Source organism: Litoribacillus peritrichatus, from assembly GCF_039537985.1.
In the GTDB taxonomy this organism is placed as follows: Bacteria; Pseudomonadota; Gammaproteobacteria; order Pseudomonadales; family Litoribrevibacteraceae; genus Litoribacillus; species Litoribacillus peritrichatus.
Genome location: NZ_BAABBN010000017.1, coordinates 341 through 20,308, shown reverse-complemented (window position 1 = coordinate 20,308; position 19,968 = coordinate 341). Strand labels below are relative to the sequence as shown.

The following is a 19,968-nucleotide window of genomic DNA, read 5'->3' as shown; positions in this document are numbered from 1 at the left end:
CTGTACAACAATGACAAACAGATCGACCTTTGATGATGTCATGGTCCCGAACTATTCCCCTTTGGCAATGATTCCTTCCCACGGAAAAGGCAGCCGTTTGTGGGATGAAGACGACAACGAATACATAGACTTAGCAGGCGGTATTGCGGTTTCCAGTTTAGGTCACTGCCACCCGAAACTGGTTCAGACGATTCAACAACAGTCTGAAAAACTTTGGCACGTCAGCAATGTGATGACCAACCAACCGGCATTACGTCTTGCTAAAAAACTTACCGAATTAACCTTCGCTGAGAAAGTCTATTTCTGTAATTCCGGCGCGGAAGCCAATGAAGCGGCATTAAAGTTGGCGCGAAAATACGCGAGTGATAAATTCAGCTCAGAAAAGACTCAGATTATATCGTTCAGCGAGTCGTTCCACGGACGAACCTTATTTACGGTTTCTGCCGGAGGCCAGGCCAAGTATTCCGATGGCTTCGGGCCATTACCGGGCGACATTCTGCACGCGACCTACAACGACTTAGCGTCAGTAGAAGCCATCATTTCAGACAAAACCTGTGCAGTTATCATTGAGCCCGTCCAAGGAGAGGGCGGTGTGACACCCGCGTCCAAAGATTTTCTGAACGGCTTACGAGCACTCTGTAATCAGCACAATGCAACGCTCATTTTTGATGAAATTCAGACTGGCGCAGGACGTACCGGTGAGCTTTATGCTTATCAACGTTATGATGTGGTACCTGACATTCTGACCACCGCCAAAGGCATTGGCGGAGGCTTCCCGATCGGCGCCATGTTAACCACCACCGACATTGCAGCGTCTTTGGTCGTCGGCACACACGGCAGCACATACGGTGGTAACCCGCTGGGTTGTGCCGTGGCAGAAGTGGTTGTGGATATCATCTCAGACCGTCAGCTGTTGGATAATGTCCAGGCCAAACACCTGAAGTTCATAGACGGATTGGATCACATCAATCGACGCCACAAGATATTTAAAGACATCCGAGGCATGGGCTTGTTAATTGGTTGTGAATTAAAGCCGGAATACCATGGCAAAGCGAAGGATCTGCTGACCTTGGCTTTAAAGCACAAATTACTGGTATTGGTTGCAGGCCCGAATGTTATGCGCCTGGCACCGTCTTTGATTATCCCGGACAGCGACATCGAACAAGGTTTGATGAGTCTGGATAAAGCCATTGAACAGTTTGTGGCCGAACAGGCACCTGCTGAACAGGAATAAGAACTGACAACGGCCAGCACCCATTCCTGCTGGCCGTTTGTTTCGTTTCCCCTCGGCCTTTTGTCCGAAAAAACTTGCTTGGTTGCAATCAAACCACAGCATCATTCGTCCTTCATATTGTGTATCACTTTCCCTTGCATCCGGACTCGAGTTCAAATAATAAATGCAACACTCAACAACGGCTCAAACGTCGTTGAGTTTATTGGTTTGGTACACACCCGTTTAGCCCTAAGTGAAACCAATGGATGATGCTCAGTGGAACCGAAAGCAATGATTGTTATCTCACTCAGTGATCACACAAACAGGCATCGAACGCCGGGATCACACCATGTTTAATGAACAGCAACTGAATCAACTGTATCAGTACGCCAACGCGCTGACGAAAAATAAAGACGATGCCTACGATTTGGTTTACGGCGCTCTGGAACGTTACCTGCAACAAAACCAGCCAAAACAAGAAGCCATGGCGTACCTTAAGCGCTCCATCAAAAATGCGTTTATTGATCATTTAAAGTCGTCCCGACACCAACGGGAAGTATTCATTGAAGACACCATCAGCCATGAACAAGACGGCACAGTCCACTCCGGCTACGATAATCTGGTCGCAATGAATACCCATTGCCTGGAAGAGTCACTCATCAATGAACAACAAGTGAACGCATTTACCGAACAACTGAACACCGAAGAAAATGAGTTATTGTATTTCTGGGCCGTTGAAGGATACACCGTTCAGGAAATCTCTGATGAAACCGGCAAGCCCAAGGGTACTTTGCTGTCTAAACTGCACCGAATCCGAAAGAAAGCCGAACAATACACCACCCGAATGACCGGCTACCGCAACGGGAGCAAATCATGAGTGATCAACCACTAAAACACGCACTCAAAGCACATTATCAATCCGTTGAGCTGAGCGAGGCACAGCTGAATCAACTGGATCGGCTACAAGCGCAATACAAAGTCGACGAAGCCAAACCACAGCCGCGCAAAACGCCGCCTTATGCCATTGCCGCCACCTTGTTGCTGGCCTTAACTGCAGGCATAATCTTTGGAACTCAGTTTTCATCCACTCAGGTTTTGCCCGATACCTCTGTCGCTGCTCAGGAAGCTCAACATCAATTTCAGCGCATCGCAGAAGAGGTCACCCTTAATCATCGAAAATTACGGCCCCTGGAAGTCACAAGCAGCGCATTTCATGAAGTCCGCGATTACTTTACCCAACTGGACTTCCGTCCGAGTCGTTCTGAGTTATTCGATCCTCAGAACAGCACTCTGATAGGCGGTCGGTACTGCTCTATTGAAGGCGTGATGGCGGCACAAATCCGTTATCAAAATGAAAACGGGGAGATGACCACCTTGTATGAAACGGCTTACGAGCCATCGGTTTTTAAGAACATTCCCGACGTGGATGCCGGACTGACGCCTATAATTCAATACAGTGATGGCTATAAAGTTGCCCTATGGAAAGAGAAGGGGTTGATCATGGCCTCGGTCAGCGCACCGGATTGATTTGACTTCAGTCAACAAACGTCAGTCCCCAACTCGATATTCCCGGAGATATCTTTATACTGCAGCCTCTCTGTATCGATCGAGCCGGTTATGACTGAACACGAAATCAAAGAATATTTATACAACAACATCCCATTAGCCAAGGCAATGAATGTTGAGGTGATTAATGTAAGTAAATACTCACTCACTCTGAAAGCCCCACTATCCAGCAACAGTAATATGCACGGCACCGCGTTTGGAGGCAGTTTATCGTCGATTGCGCTGTTGACCGGCTGGAGCCTGATCCACTCTCAAATCACCGATCAATGGTTGCCTGCAGGGGATTTAGTCATCGCCGAAGCCAATATTTTATTTGAGAAACCGGTCGCCACCGACCTGGTCGCTCAGGCCAAACTGGATCAACCCAGTTTTGTCTCCTTCATTGAGAAATACAAAGAAAAGGGCCGGGCAAAACTGACCGTAGAAATTGAAGTGTTAACCGATAAAGGCACCGGCTGTCGCACCACCGGTACCTACGCATTCATCCAGCAAACGGTCTAAATACCACCAAATATCCAGAGATGAGCCTTTATAAGCCAAAATCTTGCTTTAAATGATAAAAAGTAGTGCCTGAAAATTAAACAATGCTTGTACGGCCGTCTTGTTTTCACTATAATCCTCGGCCTCAAATTTGAAGTGTATACAATTCATTTGCCTTAATAGGTAGTAATATTATGAAAAGAACTTTTCAACCTAGCGTACTAAAGCGTAAGCGTACTCACGGTTTCCGTGCTCGTATGGCGACAGCTAACGGTCGTAAGATCATTAATGCACGTCGTGCAAAAGGTCGTAAGGCTTTAACTGTTTAATTGCAGTTGAAACTTATTCAATGTCTGGTTATAGCTACCCCAAACAGTTAAGACTCTTAACCCCAAGGGACTATAGCCAGGTATTTGACCACAGTCAGTTCAAAGTCTCCGGCCCACTTGGCCTCTTCATCGCTACTCCCAATCAACTGAATCATCCTCGTCTTGGCTTTGTCATCGCCAAAAAGAAAGTGCGTTTTGCCGTCGGCCGAAATCGTATTAAGCGCATCATCCGGGATTGTTATCGTCTGAATCAACATAAGCTGCCCGCCGTTGATATCGTTTTTATTGCCCGTCCAGGCATTGATAAAAAAGACAACCTCGCCATCACCAAATTCTGTAAATACAGTTGGCACAAACTCAACGAACAAGCGAAAAAAGCAGAATCCAAATAATTCCGTTTTGCTAAAATCCGCCTTAAAATTGCCATTTTCTTTGCGATAGCACCATAAATAGGCAGGTTATTTCTGGCTCTTCTCGCTACAAATGAATAAAATGTGCGCTGTTTTCACAGGAAGCCAATTTCAGGCTTTCCTCAAACTCATTTAAAATAGAAGTTTGGCCTAAATTATGGATTTTCAAAGAGTCGCATTGGTTCTTGGTTTAGCGGTTGTTTCTTATCTGTTGGTACTCCAATGGAATGAGGACTACGGTCAACCAGCAACTACCCAACAAGTATCTTCCGCCCCGGTTTCTTCCGAGCCAACCGCAAGTTTGCCGACAGAAACAGTTCAGGTAACCGATTCCTCCAGCGATGTTCCAAGCATTGTTGAAGAAGCGGTAGTCACACCGATGGAAGATACCCAAACCAAAAGCCGTATCATTCGTGTCACAACCGACACTCAGCAAATATTAATTGATACCCTCGGTGGCGACATCATTGAAGTCCAACTTCCGCAATACCCTGTATCAATCGACCAGCCGGACACCCCATTCCGCCTGTTGGAGCAAACGCCAACGCGCATATACACAGCCCAATCCGGCTTAATCGGCAAAGACGGCCCGGATAAATCATCCAAAACCCGCCCGGTTTATCAAACGTCCGCCAGTGAATTTACTCTGAAAGACGGCGAAGAAAAATTATCTGTGGATTTGACGTACACCAAGGACAATATCTCCATCACCAAACGTTATATCTTTACCCGTGGTGACTATCTGGTTGAAGTGGAGCACATCGTAAATAACCAGACCGATGCAGTCTGGAATGCGAATGTCTTTGCCCAAATCAAACGCGACCGAAGTGCAGACCCAAGCCAGGGCAACGCCATGGGCATGCAGGCGTATTTAGGTGCTGCGTTATACACCAAGGATCAGCCTTACACCAAAATTGATTTCGACGACATGGACGACGGTAATTTCAGCCAGAAAGTCGACAACGGTTGGCTGGCCATGCTTCAACACTATTTCGTCAGTGCCTGGGTACCGCTTTCTCACGATGCATACAACTATCAGACCCGAGTGCTTAAAGACAAAGGCTTATACATTGTTGGCATGACAGGCAGTCGTTTTACCGTTGAGCCTGGCGCTACAGAAACCGTAGGTCTGCAGTTTTATGCGGGGCCAAAGCTGCAAGAACGTCTTGCTGAGATTTCAGAAGGCCTTGAGCTGACAGTGGATTATGGCTGGTTATGGTTCGTTGCCCAACCATTGTTCTGGTTATTGAATGTGTTGCATGGCATGGTTCAGAACTGGGGCTTGGCTATTATTTTGGTAACGGTGGTCATTAAAGCCATCTTCTTCCCGCTGTCTGCCGCCAGTTATCGTTCGATGGCGAACATGCGCCGCGTGGCACCTAAGCTACAAGAGTTGAAAGAACGTTATGGCGACGATCGTCAAAAAATGTCGCAAGAAATGATGTCGCTGTACCAGAAAGAAAAAATCAATCCATTAGGCGGGTGTTTACCAATTCTGGTTCAGATGCCGGTGTTCATTGCCTTGTACTGGGTGTTAATGGAAAGTGTGGAACTTCGTCAGGCGCCGTTCATGCTTTGGATCGTCGACTTGTCAGTGAAAGATCCGTTCTTCATTCTGCCAATCTTGATGGGTGTCACCATGTTCATCCAGACCTCATTAAACCCAACACCACCAGACCCAACGCAGGCGAAAGTGATGAAGATGATGCCAATCATGTTCACTTTCTTCTTCATGTTCTTCCCGGCCGGTTTGGTATTGTACTGGTTGGTGAACAACATCTTGTCGATTGCCCAACAGTGGTACATCAACAAACAAATCGCCGGATAAGCCCGCTTATCTCGTTTAAAAAGCTCCTTCGGGAGCTTTTTTTATGCCTGTAAGACTACCGCCAGCGACACAGGCCGTATAAAATTTCCTATTCAAAGCCTATTGTTTGTCTTAGACGGCTTATCATTTTTTGTTGAATAGAAGTTATCCATGTCCAAACTGTACACAGAAGACACCATTGCAGCGCAAGCCACCCCTCCTGGGCGAGGCGGTGTCGGCATCATTCGTATCTCCGGCCCAAAAGCACGAACCCTTGCACAACAATTGGTGAAACGAGAGTTAAAACCGAGATACGCGCACTATGGGCCGTTTTACGATTTGGACAACCATCAGATCGATGAAGGTCTGGCCATCTTTTTTCCGGGACCCAACTCATTCACCGGCGAAGATGTGCTTGAACTGCAAGGTCATGGCGGCCCGGTCATTCTCGACATGCTGCTCTCCACGATCGTCAAAGCCGGTGTTCGTATGGCGAAGCCCGGTGAGTTTTCTGAACGCGCCTTTCTCAACGATAAAATGGATCTGACTCAAGCCGAAGCCATTGCCGATCTGATCGACTCCGCTTCCGAGCAAGCCGCCAAGTGTGCTTTGCGCTCCCTTCAGGGTGAATTTTCAAAACGCATTAATGTGTTGGTTGAATCCTTAATTCAACTGCGTATTTACGTGGAAGCCGCCATTGACTTTCCGGAGGAAGAAATCGATTTTTTGGCCGATGGAAAAGTTGAGAATGACCTCAAAAGCATTCAACAAGATTTGTATTCGGTCAAAGCCGAAGCCAATCAAGGGGCATTGATGCGGGAAGGAATGACAGTGGTCATTGCAGGTCGGCCCAACGCAGGTAAATCTTCCTTATTAAATGCCTTATCCGGTAAAGAGAGCGCCATCGTGACCTCTATTGCCGGAACCACCCGCGATGTACTGCGGGAACATATCCACATCGACGGTATGCCACTTCACATCATTGACACTGCGGGTTTACGCGACAGTCCCGATGAGGTCGAACAAATAGGCATCCAACGCGCCTGGCAGGAAATTGAAAAAGCCGATCGCATCTTACTCATGGTGGACGCCACAGAAACCGATTCTGATGATCCGGAAGCCATTTGGCCAGAATTGGTCCATCAGCTGCCGACCAACATTCCGATCACCATCATTCGCAATAAAATCGATCAATCGGATGAAACGGCTTCATTGGTTGAAAACAATCAACAACAAAAGGTAATTCGCCTGTCGGCCAAAGCCCAAGACGGTATTCAGCTATTAAAAGAACATCTGAAAGAATCGATGGGATTCCAAAGCACCACCGAAGGCGGATTCATCGCCCGACGTCGTCACCTGGACGCCATTGACCGAGCCGAGCAAGCCTTGGAAAAAGGGTTAGACCAATTAGTCATGATGGGAGCAGGCGAGTTACTCGCCGAAGACCTGAAAGACGCGCAAAATCACCTCTCTGAAATTACCGGTCAGTTTACACCCGACGACCTGCTGGGCAGGATTTTCACCAGTTTTTGTATCGGAAAATAACGCTTACCAAGCTCTTCTTACTGAAGAGCTATATTTTCACATTGCCGCTTATTCCATTCCAAATACCTTAAGTTATTAAAAACTCTCGGCTTCTGACACTTATTCCTATTTTTATTCACAACTTCATTAATTAACTATAATCATTAAAAACAAATGCTTAGAGTCATAATCTGAAGTTAGTTGATTTATACAAAGCTATTTATCCACAAAGAAATTTCATACATTTACCATAACCCCCCAAATGAATAACATTTTGATAAGAGGCCTAACAAATTCTTCATCCTACCCGGTATGAATTGTGGAAAACTTTAGCAAGTGGATAACCCTAGGGTTGTTCAACCACTTATTACCAGCCTTTGCTGAGGTTTTACCGAGCTTACATACCGACTTATAACTTCAAATAAGCCTTTTTTTTCATAGTCTTAAGTTAGTTATACACAGAAAACAGGGGGTACAATAATTACTACATATATCTAAAAAACATAAAAGAAATACAATATATAAATATACATAAAGAAAGCGGATATAATTTATTAATCAGATAAGCTTGAATCAATTGGTCATTTATTAACCTTACATATATAATGCGCCAACTTTTCAGACAGGCCGATTGATTTTGTCATCACAAAGCCCGTTTAGTCCGTAATACTTGAGGTACATCCAGTGAATTTTCCAGATCGTTTTGATGTCATTGTTGTTGGTGGTGGTCATGCAGGTACAGAAGCTGCGTTAGCCGCTGCACGTATGGGAAGCAAAACGTTATTATTGACCCACAACGTCGACACATTAGGTCAGATGTCATGTAATCCGGCCATCGGCGGCATTGGTAAAAGTCACTTAGTCAAAGAAGTGGATGCCTTGGGTGGTGCCATGGCTGTAGCCACAGACAAAGGTGGCATTCAGTTTCGGGTATTAAATTCACGAAAAGGACCGGCAGTTCGAGCCACCCGTGCCCAGGCCGATCGTCAATTATACAAAGCTGCGATCCGGGAAATTTTAGAAAGCCAAGCTAACCTTCAAATTTTTCAACAGTCGGCAGACGACTTAATTGTTCAGGGTGATCGTGTTGAAGGGGTTATTACTAACATGGGCGTTCGCTTTATGGCCCCCAGTGTTGTTATAACCACAGGTACCTTTTTAGGTGGTGTTATTCATATTGGTATGGAAAACCATGCCGGTGGCCGTGCCGGAGACGCACCGTCCATCGCCTTAGCCAAACGTTTAAGAGAGTTACCATTTCGTGTTGATCGCCTGAAAACCGGAACACCAGCACGAATTGACCGTCGCACGGTCGATTTTTCTGTGATGCAGGAACAGTGGGGCGATACCCCACTACCTGTGATGTCTTACCTTGGTTCAGTAGAGCAGCATCCTGAGCAGGTATGTTGTTATGTCACTTACACCAATGAGAAAACGCACGATATCATTCGTGGCGGGCTTGACCGTTCGCCTATGTATGCGGGGGTGATTGAAGGCGTGGGGCCTCGTTATTGTCCGTCCATTGAAGACAAAGTGGTTCGCTTCTCCGACCGGGATTCTCATCAGATTTTTGTGGAGCCGGAAGGCTTGACCACCAATGAGCTTTATCCGAACGGCATTTCAACCAGCTTACCGTTTGATGTGCAGCTGAACATGATTCACTCCATTAAAGGGTTTGAAAATGCGCATGTGGTGCGCCCTGGTTATGCCATTGAATACGATTACTTTAATCCTCAGGATTTAAAATCATCACTTGAAACCAAATTTATTGACGGCTTGTTTTTTGCCGGGCAGATCAATGGCACAACCGGTTATGAAGAAGCCGCCGCCCAAGGGTTGCTGGCCGGTGCCAATGCTTCCTTGAAAGTGCAGGGGCGTGAGGCCTGGTGCCCTCGTCGGGATGAAGCCTACATTGGGGTATTGGTGGATGATCTGATTACATTAGGCACCAAAGAACCGTACCGAATGTTCACCAGCCGTGCCGAATATCGTTTAATTTTGCGTGAAGACAACGCCGATATTCGTTTAACCGAGAAAGGTCGCGAATTAGGCCTGGTCGACGATCACCGTTGGGCAGTGTTCTGTGAAAAGCGTGACCACATTGAAAAAGAAAATCAGCGTTTGGCCTCAACCTGGGTATTGCCGAATACCGAGGAAGCCGAGTTGATCAATCCTAAGTTGAAGAGCCCTCTGAATCGTGAATACTCCTTGTTTGATTTGATTAAACGCCCAGAGGTCGGCTATCAGGACGTGGCAGCCCTGAAAGGCGAGCCAGTCACAGAGAGTCAACAAGTGGCGGAACAGGTTGAAATTCAGATTAAGTACGAAGGTTACATTCAGCGTCAGCAAGAAGAAGTTGAACGCCTTCGGAAAAATGAAAACACCAAGCTGCCGGATGACCTGGACTACGATGCTATGTCTGGATTATCCAATGAAATCAAATTAAAACTGAAAGACGTCCGGCCGGCCACCATTGCTCAGGCATCCCGTATTTCGGGCGTCACACCGGCGGCAATTTCATTGTTGTTAGTGCATCTAAAGAAACGTGATTTAGTAACAAAACAGAGTGCCTAATGGAAACAGCGTTAAAACAACAACTGATTCAGGGTGTTGATCGCCTGGAGTTGGATCTGACCACGTCGCAAGTCGATTTACTGGCCGATTACATTGATTTGTTGATGAAGTGGAACAAGGCTTACAACCTGACCGCCATCCGTGATCCGAAAGAAATGGTGGTGAAACATCTGCTCGACAGCCTTTCCATCGTCAAGCACATTGATGACAGCCCGCTGTTGGATGTGGGCACCGGTCCGGGTTTACCGGGCATTCCTTTGGCCATTACCCGGCCGGAGCTGGACATTACCTTGCTGGACAGTAATGGCAAAAAAACTCGTTTCCTGACACAGGCCAAAACCAGCCTTAAATTAGAGAATGTGACGGTCATTCACGGCCGGGTAGAGCAGGCCGTCTCAGGTGCCAACGGGAATTCAGATAAAAGATATAAAATCGTCACCTCCAGAGCCTTTGCATCCTTATCAGATATGGTTACACTTGCCCGTGATACGCTTGCCGAAGATGGTCGTTTTGTTGCGATGAAAGGCGTGGTGCCGGACGAAGAAATAGCCGATTTACCGGGCTGGGTTTCGGTGGAAGAGATCATACCACTGCATGTCCCTAACCTTGAAGGTGAGCGTCATCTGATCATTCTTAAGCCTGATGCTAGCTGATCTTCATGACGATTAAGCTTATTCAGCTGGCTTCATTAGGGACTCGCGTTCTTAAAGGAACTTCCCAAAAGAACAAACCTGTTTAAGGAAAAAGCCTGTGGCTAAAATCATTGCTGTGACAAACCAGAAAGGTGGCGTAGGCAAAACAACGACCTGTGTCAATTTAGGCGCGTCCTTGACTGCGACTAAGCGTAAAGTACTGATTATTGACATGGACCCGCAGGGCAATGCGACCATGGGCAGTGGCGTTGATAAACACGATCTTGAATTATCCGTTTACGATTTGCTGGTCGGCAAGGCGCATATTTACGACATCATTAAAAAACAGGTGCCTGCCGGTTATGATTTGATTCCGGCCAATGGCGATCTTACCGCTGCAGAAGTTGAATTACTGGATTTGGATTTCAAAGAACTGCGTTTGAGAAACACTCTGAACGATGTTCGGGAGTTATACGATTACATCCTGATTGACTGTCCGCCATCACTGAATATGTTGACCGTGAATGCGTTAACGGCTGCCAGTGGTGTCTTGATTCCGATGCAATGTGAGTATTACGCGTTGGAAGGCTTGAGTGCATTGATGAATACCATTCAGCAAATTTCTGAACGGGTCAATCCGGCACTGAAAGTGGAAGGCATACTGAGAACCATGTTTGATCCGAGAAACAGCCTGACTCGGGATGTTTCGGAACAACTGATCAGTTATTTTGATGATCGTGTGTATACCACGGTAATCCCCCGTAATGTTCGTTTGGCGGAAGCTCCGAGTCACGGCTTGCCTGTCATCAGTTACGATCGAAATTCAAAAGGGGCGAAGGCATACATTGCGTTGGCCGGAGAAGTTAATCGAAAAACCAAAGCAGAGAGAGCGGCCTTAGTTCCTGCCTGATACAGGTGATACATAGGCAATGGACTGTGGTGAATACGTAGGTAGTGAATTAATGGCAACAAAAAAACGTGGATTAGGTCGTGGGCTGGACGCTCTATTGGGTGCTACATCGGCCAAGCAAGCCTCAAATCCGGAACTTGAGGCGGGAGCCGCTTCTTCTCTGGATGGCTCGTACACGGAAGTTCCGGTGGAATTTGTGCAGCGAGGTAAATATCAGCCTCGTATGGATATAGACCCTCAGTCTTTAGAAGAGTTGTCTGCGTCGATCAAAGCGCAGGGCATCATGCAGCCAATAGTCATTCGCCCAATCAAAGCCAATCGTTATGAAATCATTGCGGGCGAGCGACGTTGGCGAGCGGCACAAATGGCTGGTTTGGAAAAAGTTCCTGCCGTGATTCGCGAAATTGCAGACGATGCCGCCATTGCCATGGCCCTGATTGAGAATATTCAGCGTGAAGACCTGAACCCGATTGAAGAGGCCAGGGCATTGGCTCGTCTGCAGGAAGAGTTTGAACTCACTCAGCAGGAAGTGGCGAATGCGGTGGGCAAATCACGCACGGCGGTGACTAACCTGTTGCGTCTTATGAATCTGGTGGACGAAGTGAAAACCTTGCTTGAGCGTGGCGACCTGGATATGGGGCATGCCCGGGCTTTGCTGTCTTTGGAAGGGGATGAGCAAATTCTGTTGGCTCGAAGGGTTGTTTCTGAGGAGTTGACGGTTCGACAAACCGAAGCGTTAGTTAAAAAGGTATTAAGTCAGGACGATTTACCGCCAGTCAAAGAAAAGAGAGTTGATCCGGATATCCTGCGTTTGGAAGAAACCTTGGCAAATCGTCTGGGATCGCCGGTAAAAATTAACCATTCTGATAAAGGAAAAGGCAAGTTGACCATCTCGTACGGCTCTTTGGATGAGTTGGATGGGATCTTGAAACACTTGAACTAGTGTCCTTTTCTGCCCGAATAGTGGAGTGAATGGCCGTTCACTCCCTATATCTAGTGTTTGTATATTATTTAATCAAAAAAATGCTACATTTTTTCCCACAGTTGTTGAAGAGCACAGGCATTATCAATATACTTTGCGAACTCAAAATCAGGGGTACTGGGACCGGTAACCAATTTTTGTGATTTGAGCGATAAATTCGTAAGTGGTGGGAAGAGATAAAACGCGTATGCAATCTACGATTCCAACACCGCCTGTATTTCGAATTATCATTGTCCAAAGCATCATAACTTGTGTGATTGCAAGTGTGTTTTTTTTTGCTGCGGGTGAAGTTGCCGCAATTTCGTCATTTTTTGGCGGCATGATTTATACGGTCCCCAATGCGTATTTTGTTAAAAAGGCTTGGCAACATGTAGGCGCCAGTCAGGCGGCTCATGCAGTTCAGTCTTTTTACAAAGGTGTAACATGGAAGATGCTATTATCAGCTGCGTTGTTCGGTTTGCTGTTTAAGAGTTATCCTCAAGCCGATTTAATCGCCGTGTTTACAACCTTTATGGCAGCTATGATGTGCAACATTTTAGCGCCGCTTTATATAAAGTTTTGATAACTACTAACCTTTAGGACGTTGAGAGAAACTATGGCCGGAGACGCATTAACCTCTACCGAGTATATCCGACATCATTTGCAAAACCTGACTTATGGTCAAAAAGCAGATGGTAGTTGGGGCTTTGCTCACACTGCCCAGGAAGCTTCCGATATGGGCTTCATGGCAATTCACGTAGATTCCATGTTTTGGACACTATCTTTAGGTGTTCTTTTCCTTTTCTTATTCCGTAGCGTTGCGAAAAAAGCGTCGACTGGTGTTCCTACCGGTTTCCAGAATTTCGCTGAGATGGTACTTGAATTCATCGATAGCACGGTAAAAGGTTCATTTCATGGCCGTAACCCACTGATCGCTCCATTGTCATTGACGATCTTTACCTGGGTTTTCTTAATGAACTTAATGGATTTGGTTCCGGTTGACTGGATTCCGCACCTGAGTACGATGGTCGGCATTCACTTCATGAAAGTGGTACCAACCACAGACCCGAACATCACACTGGGTATGGCATTGGGCATTTTTGCTCTGATTCTTTACTACAGCATCAAAATCAAAGGGATTGGCGGCTTCTCAAAAGAGCTTGGCCTACACCCATTCAACCACTGGGCTATGATTCCTTTCAACCTGGTGCTTGAACTTGTAAACCTAATTGCAAAACCTATTTCACTTGGCCTTCGTTTGTTCGGAAACATGTATGCCGGTGAAATGATCTTCATCTTGATTGCTTTACTGTACAGCGCAGGCTGGGCAATGGGCGTACTTGGTGGTGTATTGCAATTAGGATGGGCTATTTTCCATATTCTGGTTATCTCGCTTCAGGCTTATATCTTCATGGTTCTAACCGTGGTGTATCTAAGTCAGGCGCATGAAGACCATTAATTAAAAACCTTAAACTTTAACTTAACCAACCTTTAAATTTAGGAGAAGAAAATGGATGCAGGTTTGATCTACATCGCAAGCGCATTGTTGATCGGTCTAGGTGCATTAGGTACTGCGATCGGTTTTGGTTTGCTAGGCGGCCGTCTACTGGAAGGTACTGCACGTCAGCCTGAATTGGCTCCAATGCTTCAAGGTAAGATGTTCCTTATGGCTGGTCTATTGGATGCTGTTCCAATGATCGGTGTGGGTATCGCAATGTACCTAATCTTCGCAGTAGCTTAATTTTTGGTTTACCCGAAATAAAGGTTACCGAAATTAATTCACTGTTTTAGGGGTGTTGGCGTGAACATTAACTTGACACTGATTGGCCAAACTATCGCGTTTGCGGTTTTCGTATGGTTCTGCATGAAGTATGTGTGGCCACCATTGATGGCTGCTCTTCAAGAACGTCAGAAGAAAATTGCTGATGGTTTGGATGCCGCTAATCGTGCTGAGCGTGATTTGGAGCTAGCTCAAGAAAAAGCTAAGCAACAAATGCGTGAAGGTAAAGAAGAAGCTGCGCAACTAATCGAGCAAGCCAACAAGCGTGCAAATCAAATTATCGACGAAGCAAAAGAAACTGCTCATGCCGAAGGCGATCGCATCAAAGCGGGCGCACAAGCAGAAATCGAGCAGGAAGTGAACCGTGCTAAAGAAGCATTGCGTGCACAAGTTGCTACACTGGCTCTAGCAGGTGCAGCACAGATTCTTGAGCGTTCAGTCGATGAAAATGCACATAAAGAGCTGCTCGACAAACTTGCGTCGGAGCTTTAAGCAGAGGTTGATCAATGGCTGAATTAACCACACTCGCGCGGCCGTACGCAAAAGCAGCTTTTAAGTTTGCTCTTGAGAACAGCCAATTGGATCAGTGGTCAGCTGGTTTGGGCATTGCTGCTCAGACAGCGGCGGATGAAAAGGCAGCTGAATTGTTGTCCGCTCCGCAATTGACTTCTGACCAGAAAGCAGGACTGATCATCGATGTATGTGGTGAACAGATCAACGATGGCTTAAAGAACTTTTTAATGGTTCTTTCAGCAAACCATCGTTTGGCATTGTTGCCAGAAATATCAGTTTTGTTTGATAAATATAAAGCCGATCAAGAACAATCTATTGACGTGGATATTACTTCTGCGTTTGATCTGGCGAATGACGAACAACAAAAATTGGCTGAGGCACTTAGCCAGAAATTCAATCGAGAAATTCATGTGTCTACAGGCACTGATAAAGCATTGATTGGCGGCGTCGTAATTCGTTCAGGTGATATGGTTATTGACGGCTCAGTGGCTGGACGACTTGAAAAGTTGGCCGAAGCGATCAATTCCTAAGTTGCCTTGAGCATTGAGGATAAAAGCATGCAGCAACTGAATCCATCAGAGATCAGCGATATTATCAAGAAGCGCATCGAAAGTTTGGATGTGACTTCTGAAGCCCGCAACGAGGGCACAATCGTCAGTGTATCTGACGGTATCGTACGTATTCACGGCCTAGCGGACGTGATGTACGGCGAAATGATTGAATTTGACGGTGGCATTTACGGTATGGCTCTGAACTTGGAGCGTGATTCTGTAGGTGCAATCGTATTGGGTGACTACCTAGGTCTGCAAGAAGGTCAGAAAGCAAAATGTACTGGTCGTATTCTTGAAGTTCCTACAGGTGAAGGTTTGCTTGGTCGCGTTGTTGACGCACTGGGTAACCCACTTGACGGTAAAGGTCCGATTGAAAACGCAACAATGGCACCGGTAGAGAAAGTTGCTCCTGGTGTTATTGCGCGTCAGTCAGTTGATGAGCCAGTTCAGACTGGTCTTAAATCAATTGATGCCATGGTTCCTGTTGGTCGTGGTCAGCGTGAGTTGATCATTGGTGACCGTCAGACAGGTAAGACTGCGATCGCTATCGACGCAATCATTAACCAGAAAGGCACTGGCGTTAAATGTATCTACGTTGCCGTAGGTCAGAAGCAATCTTCAATTGCGAACGTTGTTCGTAAGCTTGAAGAGCACGGTGCAATGGATCACACCATCATCGTTGTTGCTTCTGCATCAGAACCAGCATCTATGCAATTCCTTGCTCCATATGCTGGCTGTGCAATGGGTGAATACTTCCGTGATCGCGGTGAAGACGGTTTGATTGTATATGATGACTTGACCAAGCAAGCTTGGGCATATCGTCAGATCTCTCTACTACTACGTCGTCCGCCTGGTCGTGAAGCATACCCTGGTGACGTTTTCTATCTTCACTCTCGTCTACTTGAGCGTGCTTCTCGTGTTAACGCAGAATACGTTGAAAAGTTCACTAACGGTGAAGTGAAAGGTAAAACGGGTTCATTGACGGCATTGCCGATCATTGAAACTCAAGGTGGTGACGTTTCTGCGTTCGTACCTACTAACGTAATTTCTATTACTGATGGCCAGATCTTCCTGGAAACGAACCTGTTTAACTCAGGTATCCGACCAGCGATCAACGCCGGTCTTTCTGTATCACGTGTAGGTGGTGCGGCACAGACTAAAGTAGTTAAGAAGTTGGGTGGTGGTGTTCGTCTGGCATTGGCTCAGTATCGTGAATTGGCAGCGTTTGCTCAGTTCGCATCTGACCTTGACGAAGCAACTCGTAAGCAACTTGAGCACGGTCAACGTGTGACAGAGCTTATGAAGCAGAAGCAATACGCTCCACTAAGCGTTGCGGAAATGGCTGTGAGCTTGTTCGCTGCTAACGAGGGTTACCTCGACGACGTTGAAGTACAGAAAGTTGTAGCATTCGAAGCGGCACTATTGAGCTACGTGAATGCAGAACACGCAACTTTGATGGCTAAGATCAATGAAAAAGGCGATTACAACAACGACATCGCTGCTGGTCTGAAAGAAGCTATCGAGAAATTCAAAGCTACTCAAACTTGGTAATCTGCTGAGCTCGTCTTAGGACGAGCTTTGAATTTATCATGAGTGGCCTGGATCAACGTTTATAGGCAGTGACATCATGGCAGTCGGAAAAGAGATTCGCACCCAAATAGGTAGTGTGAAGAGCACGCAGAAAATTACTAACGCAATGCAAATGGTTGCGACTAGTAAGATGCGTAAAGCTCAGGACAGAATGGCTTCAAGCCGTCCTTTCGCTGACCGTATGCGTTCAGTGATTGGTCACGTTGCGGAATCCAGTCCAGAGTACAAGCACGCTTTTATGCAAGAGCGTGAGGTCAAGCGTGTTGGCTATATTATTGTCAGTTCAGATCGCGGTTTGTGCGGTGGTTTAAACTCAAACTTGTTCCGTAGTCTTACTAAAGACATGAAACAGTGGGTTGACCAAGGTGCGGAAATCAGCCTTTGTACCATAGGTACTAAAGCGCAGAGCTTTTTCCGTGGCTTAGGCATGAAAATCGACGGCTCAGTAAACCAGTTGGGTGATACCCCTTCGGTTGAACAGTTAGTAGGTGCCGTAAAAGTTATGTTGGATGCGTACGCTGAAGGCAAAATTGATCGACTGTATGTGTCATACAACACTTTTGTGAACAGTATGACACAGACGCCAACGACGACTCAGTTACTTCCATTGCCGAAGGCAGAAGAAGTAACCGAACGTGCTCACAACTGGGACTATATTTATGAGCCTGAAGCAAAAGAACTTCTTGAGAAGTTGCTTCAACGCTTTGTTGAGTCTCAGGTGTACCAGGCTGTTGTTGAGAATAATGCGAGCGAACAAGCTGCTCGTATGATGTCAATGAAAAACGCAACCGACAACGCAGGTCAGTTTATCAAGGAGCTTGAGCTTCTTTATAACAAAGCACGTCAGGCAGCGATTACTCAGGAATTGTCTGAGATCGTGAGTGGCGCAGCGGCTGTTTAGTAATCCAACGTGTAACGTTGTTGAATACAAACACGCTTGGCGATTGTAAACGAATTATATTTGGTTAATGAGGAACCAATATGAGCGGACGTATCGTACAGATTATCGGCGCCGTCATCGACGTGGAATTCCCACGTGACAACGTACCTAGAGTGTACGACGCGCTGAAAGTTGTAGGCAAAGAAACTACGCTTGAAGTTCAGCAGCAATTGGGCGACGGCATCGTTCGTACCATTGCAATGGGTTCAACTGAAGGTCTATCTCGTGGTCTTGAAGTTGAAAACACTGGAACTCCAATTGAAGTACCTGTGGGTGTAGAAACTCTGGGTCGTATCATGGACGTTCTTGGTGACCCAATCGATGAGAAAGGCCCGATCGGTGAGCAAGCTCGTGCAGCGATTCACCGTAAAGCGCCTTCTTATGAAGAGCAGGCAGCTTCTAACGAGCTACTTGAAACTGGTATTAAAGTAATTGACTTGGTTTGCCCATTCGCGAAGGGTGGTAAAGTTGGTCTGTTCGGTGGTGCTGGTGTAGGTAAAACTGTAAACATGATGGAGCTTATTCGTAACATTGCGATTGAGCACTCAGGTTACTCAGTATTTGCTGGTGTTGGTGAACGTACTCGTGAGGGTAATGACTTCTACCACGAAATGACAGACTCTAACGTAATCGATAAAGTTGCGTTGGTTTATGGTCAGATGAATGAGCCTCCAGGAAACCGTCTGCGTGTTGCGTTGACTGGTCTGACTATGGCTGAGAAGTTCCGTGACGAAGGTCGTGACGTACTATTGTTCGTTGATAACATCTATCGTTACACGCTTGCGGGTACTGAAGTATCTGCACTTCTGGGTCGTATGCCTTCAGCGGTAGGTTATCAGCCAACACTTGCAGAAGAAATGGGTGTACTTCAGGAACGTATTACGTCGACGAAAGAAGGTTCTATTACTTCTATTCAGGCGGTATATGTACCTGCGGATGACTTGACTGACCCGTCTCCTGCAACCACCTTTGCTCACTTAGACGCGACAGTTGTACTATCTCGTCAAATTGCTGAGCTTGGTATTTATCCTGCGATTGACCCGCTGGATTCAACTTCTCGTCAGTTGGACCCGTTAGTTGTTGGTCAAGAGCACTATGAAATTGCTCGTGGTGTACAGACAGTTCTTCAGCGTTATAAAGAATTGAAAGACATCATTGCGATCCTGGGTATGGATGAGCTATCTGAAGAAGATAAGCAAACTGTATCTCGTGCTCGTAAGATTCAGCGTTTCTTATCTCAACCGTTCTTCGTAGCTGAAGTATTTACTGGTGCTCCTGGTAAGTACGTATCTTTGAAAGACACTATCAGTGGCTTTAAAGGTATTTTGGCTGGTGACTACGATGCAATGCCTGAACAGGCTTTCTACATGGTAGGTGCAATTGAAGAAGCAGTTGAAAAAGCAAAGACTGTCTAAGTTAACCGGTAAAAGAGGCAACTGACATGGCTATCACCGTACATTGCGATATCGTAAGCGCTGAAGAGTCGATCTTTTCAGGATTGGTGGAGTTAGTGGTTGCAGCTGGTAAAATGGGTGACCTGGGTATTGCCCCTGGTCACGCCCCTTTGCTGACTGAGTTAAAGCCAGGCCCTGTTCGAGTAATCAAACAGAATGGTGAAGAAGAAGTTTTCTTCGTTACTGGCGGCTTTATGGAAGTACAACCAAACTTGATCAACGTATTGGCTGACACAGCATTACGTGGTGAAGAATTGGATCTTCAAGCTGCTGAAGAAGCACGAAATCAGGCTCAGACTGAGCTTGAGAGCCGTGGCGATGACTTCGAGTACTCGGTTGCTGCGACAAAACTTGCTGAAGCTACCGCAATGCTTCGTACCATCTCCGAACTTCGTAAGAAGGTTGGTGGTGGTCGTTAGTAGCGGGCAGACGCAGAAAAGAGGTGGCTTAGGCTGCCTTTTTTTTCGGGTATTAAAAGGCGAGCTTAGCTCGCCTTTTTTGTGTCCGGTAGATTCGTGTTTTGGGGTTAAGGTGAAATTTTGGATTGGGTTGGTTGAATTTTGTACGCCCACACTGGATTTTGTGTGTATTTTGATCGTTGTTGGGCGGTTTTTAACCGCTTTGAAATTAAATTAAAAATAAGTGCAGAAAGGGGTTGTGTTGTGTGTGGGGATGCCTATAATGCGCTCCACGTTCTGAGAGGGGCAAGCGGGAAAGCTGGTTAGACTACGGTA

General features: G+C 46.3%; 21 protein-coding genes. All 21 read left to right on the top strand.

The window, feature by feature from the left end:
* The first annotated feature begins 10 nt into the window (after positions 1–10).
* The 21 genes from ABD744_RS21610 (at position 11) to ABD744_RS21510 (ending at position 19,653) form a co-directional block, all read left to right on the top strand.
* A complete protein-coding gene (locus ABD744_RS21610) occupies positions 11–1,234 on the top strand; it encodes an aspartate aminotransferase family protein (RefSeq protein ID WP_344800688.1) in 1,224 nt (407 codons plus the stop codon).
* Between the two features lie 274 nt (positions 1,235–1,508).
* Positions 1,509–2,090, top strand: a complete 582-nt coding sequence (locus tag ABD744_RS21605) for an RNA polymerase sigma factor (RefSeq protein ID WP_344800687.1) — start codon at positions 1,509–1,511, stop codon at positions 2,088–2,090.
* Positions 2,087–2,740, top strand: a complete 654-nt coding sequence (locus ABD744_RS21600; protein WP_344800686.1) for a hypothetical protein — start codon at positions 2,087–2,089, stop codon at positions 2,738–2,740. The genes ABD744_RS21605 and ABD744_RS21600 overlap by 4 nt, the downstream gene beginning before the upstream one ends.
* 90 nt (positions 2,741–2,830) lie before the next feature.
* Entirely contained in the window at positions 2,831–3,280 is a 450-nt protein-coding gene (locus ABD744_RS21595) for a YiiD C-terminal domain-containing protein (protein WP_344800685.1), read from the top strand.
* A 173-nt stretch (positions 3,281–3,453) separates the two neighbouring features.
* On the top strand, positions 3,454–3,588 hold the full coding sequence (rpmH, locus tag ABD744_RS21590) for a 50S ribosomal protein L34 (RefSeq protein ID WP_344800684.1): 135 nt from the start codon (positions 3,454–3,456) through the stop codon (positions 3,586–3,588).
* Between the two features lie 20 nt (positions 3,589–3,608).
* Positions 3,609–3,980 carry a ribonuclease P protein component gene (gene rnpA / locus ABD744_RS21585; protein ID WP_344800683.1) on the top strand — a complete coding sequence of 124 codons (372 nt, stop codon included), beginning with the start codon at positions 3,609–3,611 and terminating at the stop codon, positions 3,978–3,980.
* Positions 3,981–4,155: 175 nt separating this feature from the next.
* Positions 4,156–5,826, top strand: a complete 1,671-nt coding sequence (gene yidC / locus ABD744_RS21580) for a membrane protein insertase YidC (protein ID WP_344800682.1) — start codon at positions 4,156–4,158, stop codon at positions 5,824–5,826.
* Between the two features lie 150 nt (positions 5,827–5,976).
* Entirely contained in the window at positions 5,977–7,350 is a 1,374-nt protein-coding gene (gene mnmE / locus ABD744_RS21575; protein ID WP_344800681.1) for a tRNA uridine-5-carboxymethylaminomethyl(34) synthesis GTPase MnmE, read from the top strand.
* 663 nt (positions 7,351–8,013) lie between these two features.
* Positions 8,014–9,903 carry a tRNA uridine-5-carboxymethylaminomethyl(34) synthesis enzyme MnmG gene (gene mnmG, locus ABD744_RS21570; protein ID WP_344800680.1) on the top strand — a complete coding sequence of 630 codons (1,890 nt, stop codon included), beginning with the start codon at positions 8,014–8,016 and terminating at the stop codon, positions 9,901–9,903.
* Positions 9,903–10,556 carry a 16S rRNA (guanine(527)-N(7))-methyltransferase RsmG gene (gene rsmG, locus ABD744_RS21565; protein WP_344800679.1) on the top strand — a complete coding sequence of 218 codons (654 nt, stop codon included), beginning with the start codon at positions 9,903–9,905 and terminating at the stop codon, positions 10,554–10,556. The genes mnmG and rsmG overlap by 1 nt, the downstream gene beginning before the upstream one ends.
* Positions 10,557–10,653: 97 nt before the next feature.
* Positions 10,654–11,445, top strand: coding sequence for a ParA family protein (locus ABD744_RS21560; protein ID WP_344800678.1), 792 nt, complete (start codon positions 10,654–10,656; stop codon positions 11,443–11,445).
* Positions 11,446–11,497: 52 nt separating this feature from the next.
* A complete protein-coding gene (locus ABD744_RS21555; RefSeq protein ID WP_344800677.1) occupies positions 11,498–12,388 on the top strand; it encodes a ParB/RepB/Spo0J family partition protein in 891 nt (296 codons plus the stop codon).
* Between the two features lie 226 nt (positions 12,389–12,614).
* Positions 12,615–12,989 carry an ATP synthase subunit I gene (locus ABD744_RS21550; protein ID WP_344800676.1) on the top strand — a complete coding sequence of 125 codons (375 nt, stop codon included), beginning with the start codon at positions 12,615–12,617 and terminating at the stop codon, positions 12,987–12,989.
* Between the two features lie 33 nt (positions 12,990–13,022).
* Entirely contained in the window at positions 13,023–13,865 is an 843-nt protein-coding gene (atpB, locus tag ABD744_RS21545; protein WP_344800675.1) for a F0F1 ATP synthase subunit A, read from the top strand.
* Between the two features lie 51 nt (positions 13,866–13,916).
* Entirely contained in the window at positions 13,917–14,147 is a 231-nt protein-coding gene (gene atpE, locus ABD744_RS21540) for a F0F1 ATP synthase subunit C (RefSeq protein WP_284383072.1), read from the top strand.
* 60 nt (positions 14,148–14,207) lie between these two features.
* Entirely contained in the window at positions 14,208–14,678 is a 471-nt protein-coding gene (locus tag ABD744_RS21535; protein ID WP_344800674.1) for a F0F1 ATP synthase subunit B, read from the top strand.
* Between the two features lie 14 nt (positions 14,679–14,692).
* The gene (locus tag ABD744_RS21530) at positions 14,693–15,229 is read left to right on the top strand and encodes a F0F1 ATP synthase subunit delta (protein WP_344800673.1); all 537 of its coding nucleotides are present in this window, start codon (positions 14,693–14,695) and stop codon (positions 15,227–15,229) included.
* 27 nt (positions 15,230–15,256) lie between these two features.
* Positions 15,257–16,801, top strand: coding sequence for a F0F1 ATP synthase subunit alpha (atpA, locus tag ABD744_RS21525; protein ID WP_344800671.1), 1,545 nt, complete (start codon positions 15,257–15,259; stop codon positions 16,799–16,801).
* A gap of 76 nt (positions 16,802–16,877) precedes the next feature.
* Positions 16,878–17,741, top strand: a complete 864-nt coding sequence (gene atpG, locus ABD744_RS21520; protein WP_344800670.1) for a F0F1 ATP synthase subunit gamma — start codon at positions 16,878–16,880, stop codon at positions 17,739–17,741.
* An 80-nt stretch (positions 17,742–17,821) separates the two neighbouring features.
* The gene (gene atpD / locus ABD744_RS21515) at positions 17,822–19,195 is read left to right on the top strand and encodes a F0F1 ATP synthase subunit beta (RefSeq protein WP_344800669.1); all 1,374 of its coding nucleotides are present in this window, start codon (positions 17,822–17,824) and stop codon (positions 19,193–19,195) included.
* Between the two features lie 26 nt (positions 19,196–19,221).
* Complete coding sequence (locus ABD744_RS21510; RefSeq protein ID WP_344800668.1) at positions 19,222–19,653, top strand: F0F1 ATP synthase subunit epsilon; 432 nt, start codon at positions 19,222–19,224, stop codon at positions 19,651–19,653.
* The last annotated feature ends 315 nt before the right edge of the window (positions 19,654–19,968 follow it).

What these genes read in the sequence shown, in the direction of transcription:
- ABD744_RS21610 (WP_344800688.1), top strand. Translation starts at nt 11, where the DNA reads ATGACAAACAGATCGACCTTTGATGATGTCATGGTCCCGAACTATTCC.
- ABD744_RS21600 (WP_344800686.1), top strand. Translation starts at nt 2,087, where the DNA reads ATGAGTGATCAACCACTAAAACACGCACTCAAAGCACATTATCAATCC.
- ABD744_RS21595 (WP_344800685.1), top strand. Translation starts at nt 2,831, where the DNA reads ATGACTGAACACGAAATCAAAGAATATTTATACAACAACATCCCATTA.
- rpmH (WP_344800684.1), top strand. Translation starts at nt 3,454, where the DNA reads ATGAAAAGAACTTTTCAACCTAGCGTACTAAAGCGTAAGCGTACTCAC.
- rnpA (WP_344800683.1), top strand. Translation starts at nt 3,609, where the DNA reads ATGTCTGGTTATAGCTACCCCAAACAGTTAAGACTCTTAACCCCAAGG.
- yidC (WP_344800682.1), top strand. Translation starts at nt 4,156, where the DNA reads ATGGATTTTCAAAGAGTCGCATTGGTTCTTGGTTTAGCGGTTGTTTCT.
- mnmE (WP_344800681.1), top strand. Translation starts at nt 5,977, where the DNA reads ATGTCCAAACTGTACACAGAAGACACCATTGCAGCGCAAGCCACCCCT.
- rsmG (WP_344800679.1), top strand. Translation starts at nt 9,903, where the DNA reads ATGGAAACAGCGTTAAAACAACAACTGATTCAGGGTGTTGATCGCCTG.
- ABD744_RS21555 (WP_344800677.1), top strand. Translation starts at nt 11,498, where the DNA reads ATGGCAACAAAAAAACGTGGATTAGGTCGTGGGCTGGACGCTCTATTG.
- ABD744_RS21550 (WP_344800676.1), top strand. Translation starts at nt 12,615, where the DNA reads ATGCAATCTACGATTCCAACACCGCCTGTATTTCGAATTATCATTGTC.
- atpB (WP_344800675.1), top strand. Translation starts at nt 13,023, where the DNA reads ATGGCCGGAGACGCATTAACCTCTACCGAGTATATCCGACATCATTTG.
- atpE (WP_284383072.1), top strand. Translation starts at nt 13,917, where the DNA reads ATGGATGCAGGTTTGATCTACATCGCAAGCGCATTGTTGATCGGTCTA.
- ABD744_RS21530 (WP_344800673.1), top strand. Translation starts at nt 14,693, where the DNA reads ATGGCTGAATTAACCACACTCGCGCGGCCGTACGCAAAAGCAGCTTTT.
- atpA (WP_344800671.1), top strand. Translation starts at nt 15,257, where the DNA reads ATGCAGCAACTGAATCCATCAGAGATCAGCGATATTATCAAGAAGCGC.
- atpG (WP_344800670.1), top strand. Translation starts at nt 16,878, where the DNA reads ATGGCAGTCGGAAAAGAGATTCGCACCCAAATAGGTAGTGTGAAGAGC.
- atpD (WP_344800669.1), top strand. Translation starts at nt 17,822, where the DNA reads ATGAGCGGACGTATCGTACAGATTATCGGCGCCGTCATCGACGTGGAA.
- ABD744_RS21510 (WP_344800668.1), top strand. Translation starts at nt 19,222, where the DNA reads ATGGCTATCACCGTACATTGCGATATCGTAAGCGCTGAAGAGTCGATC.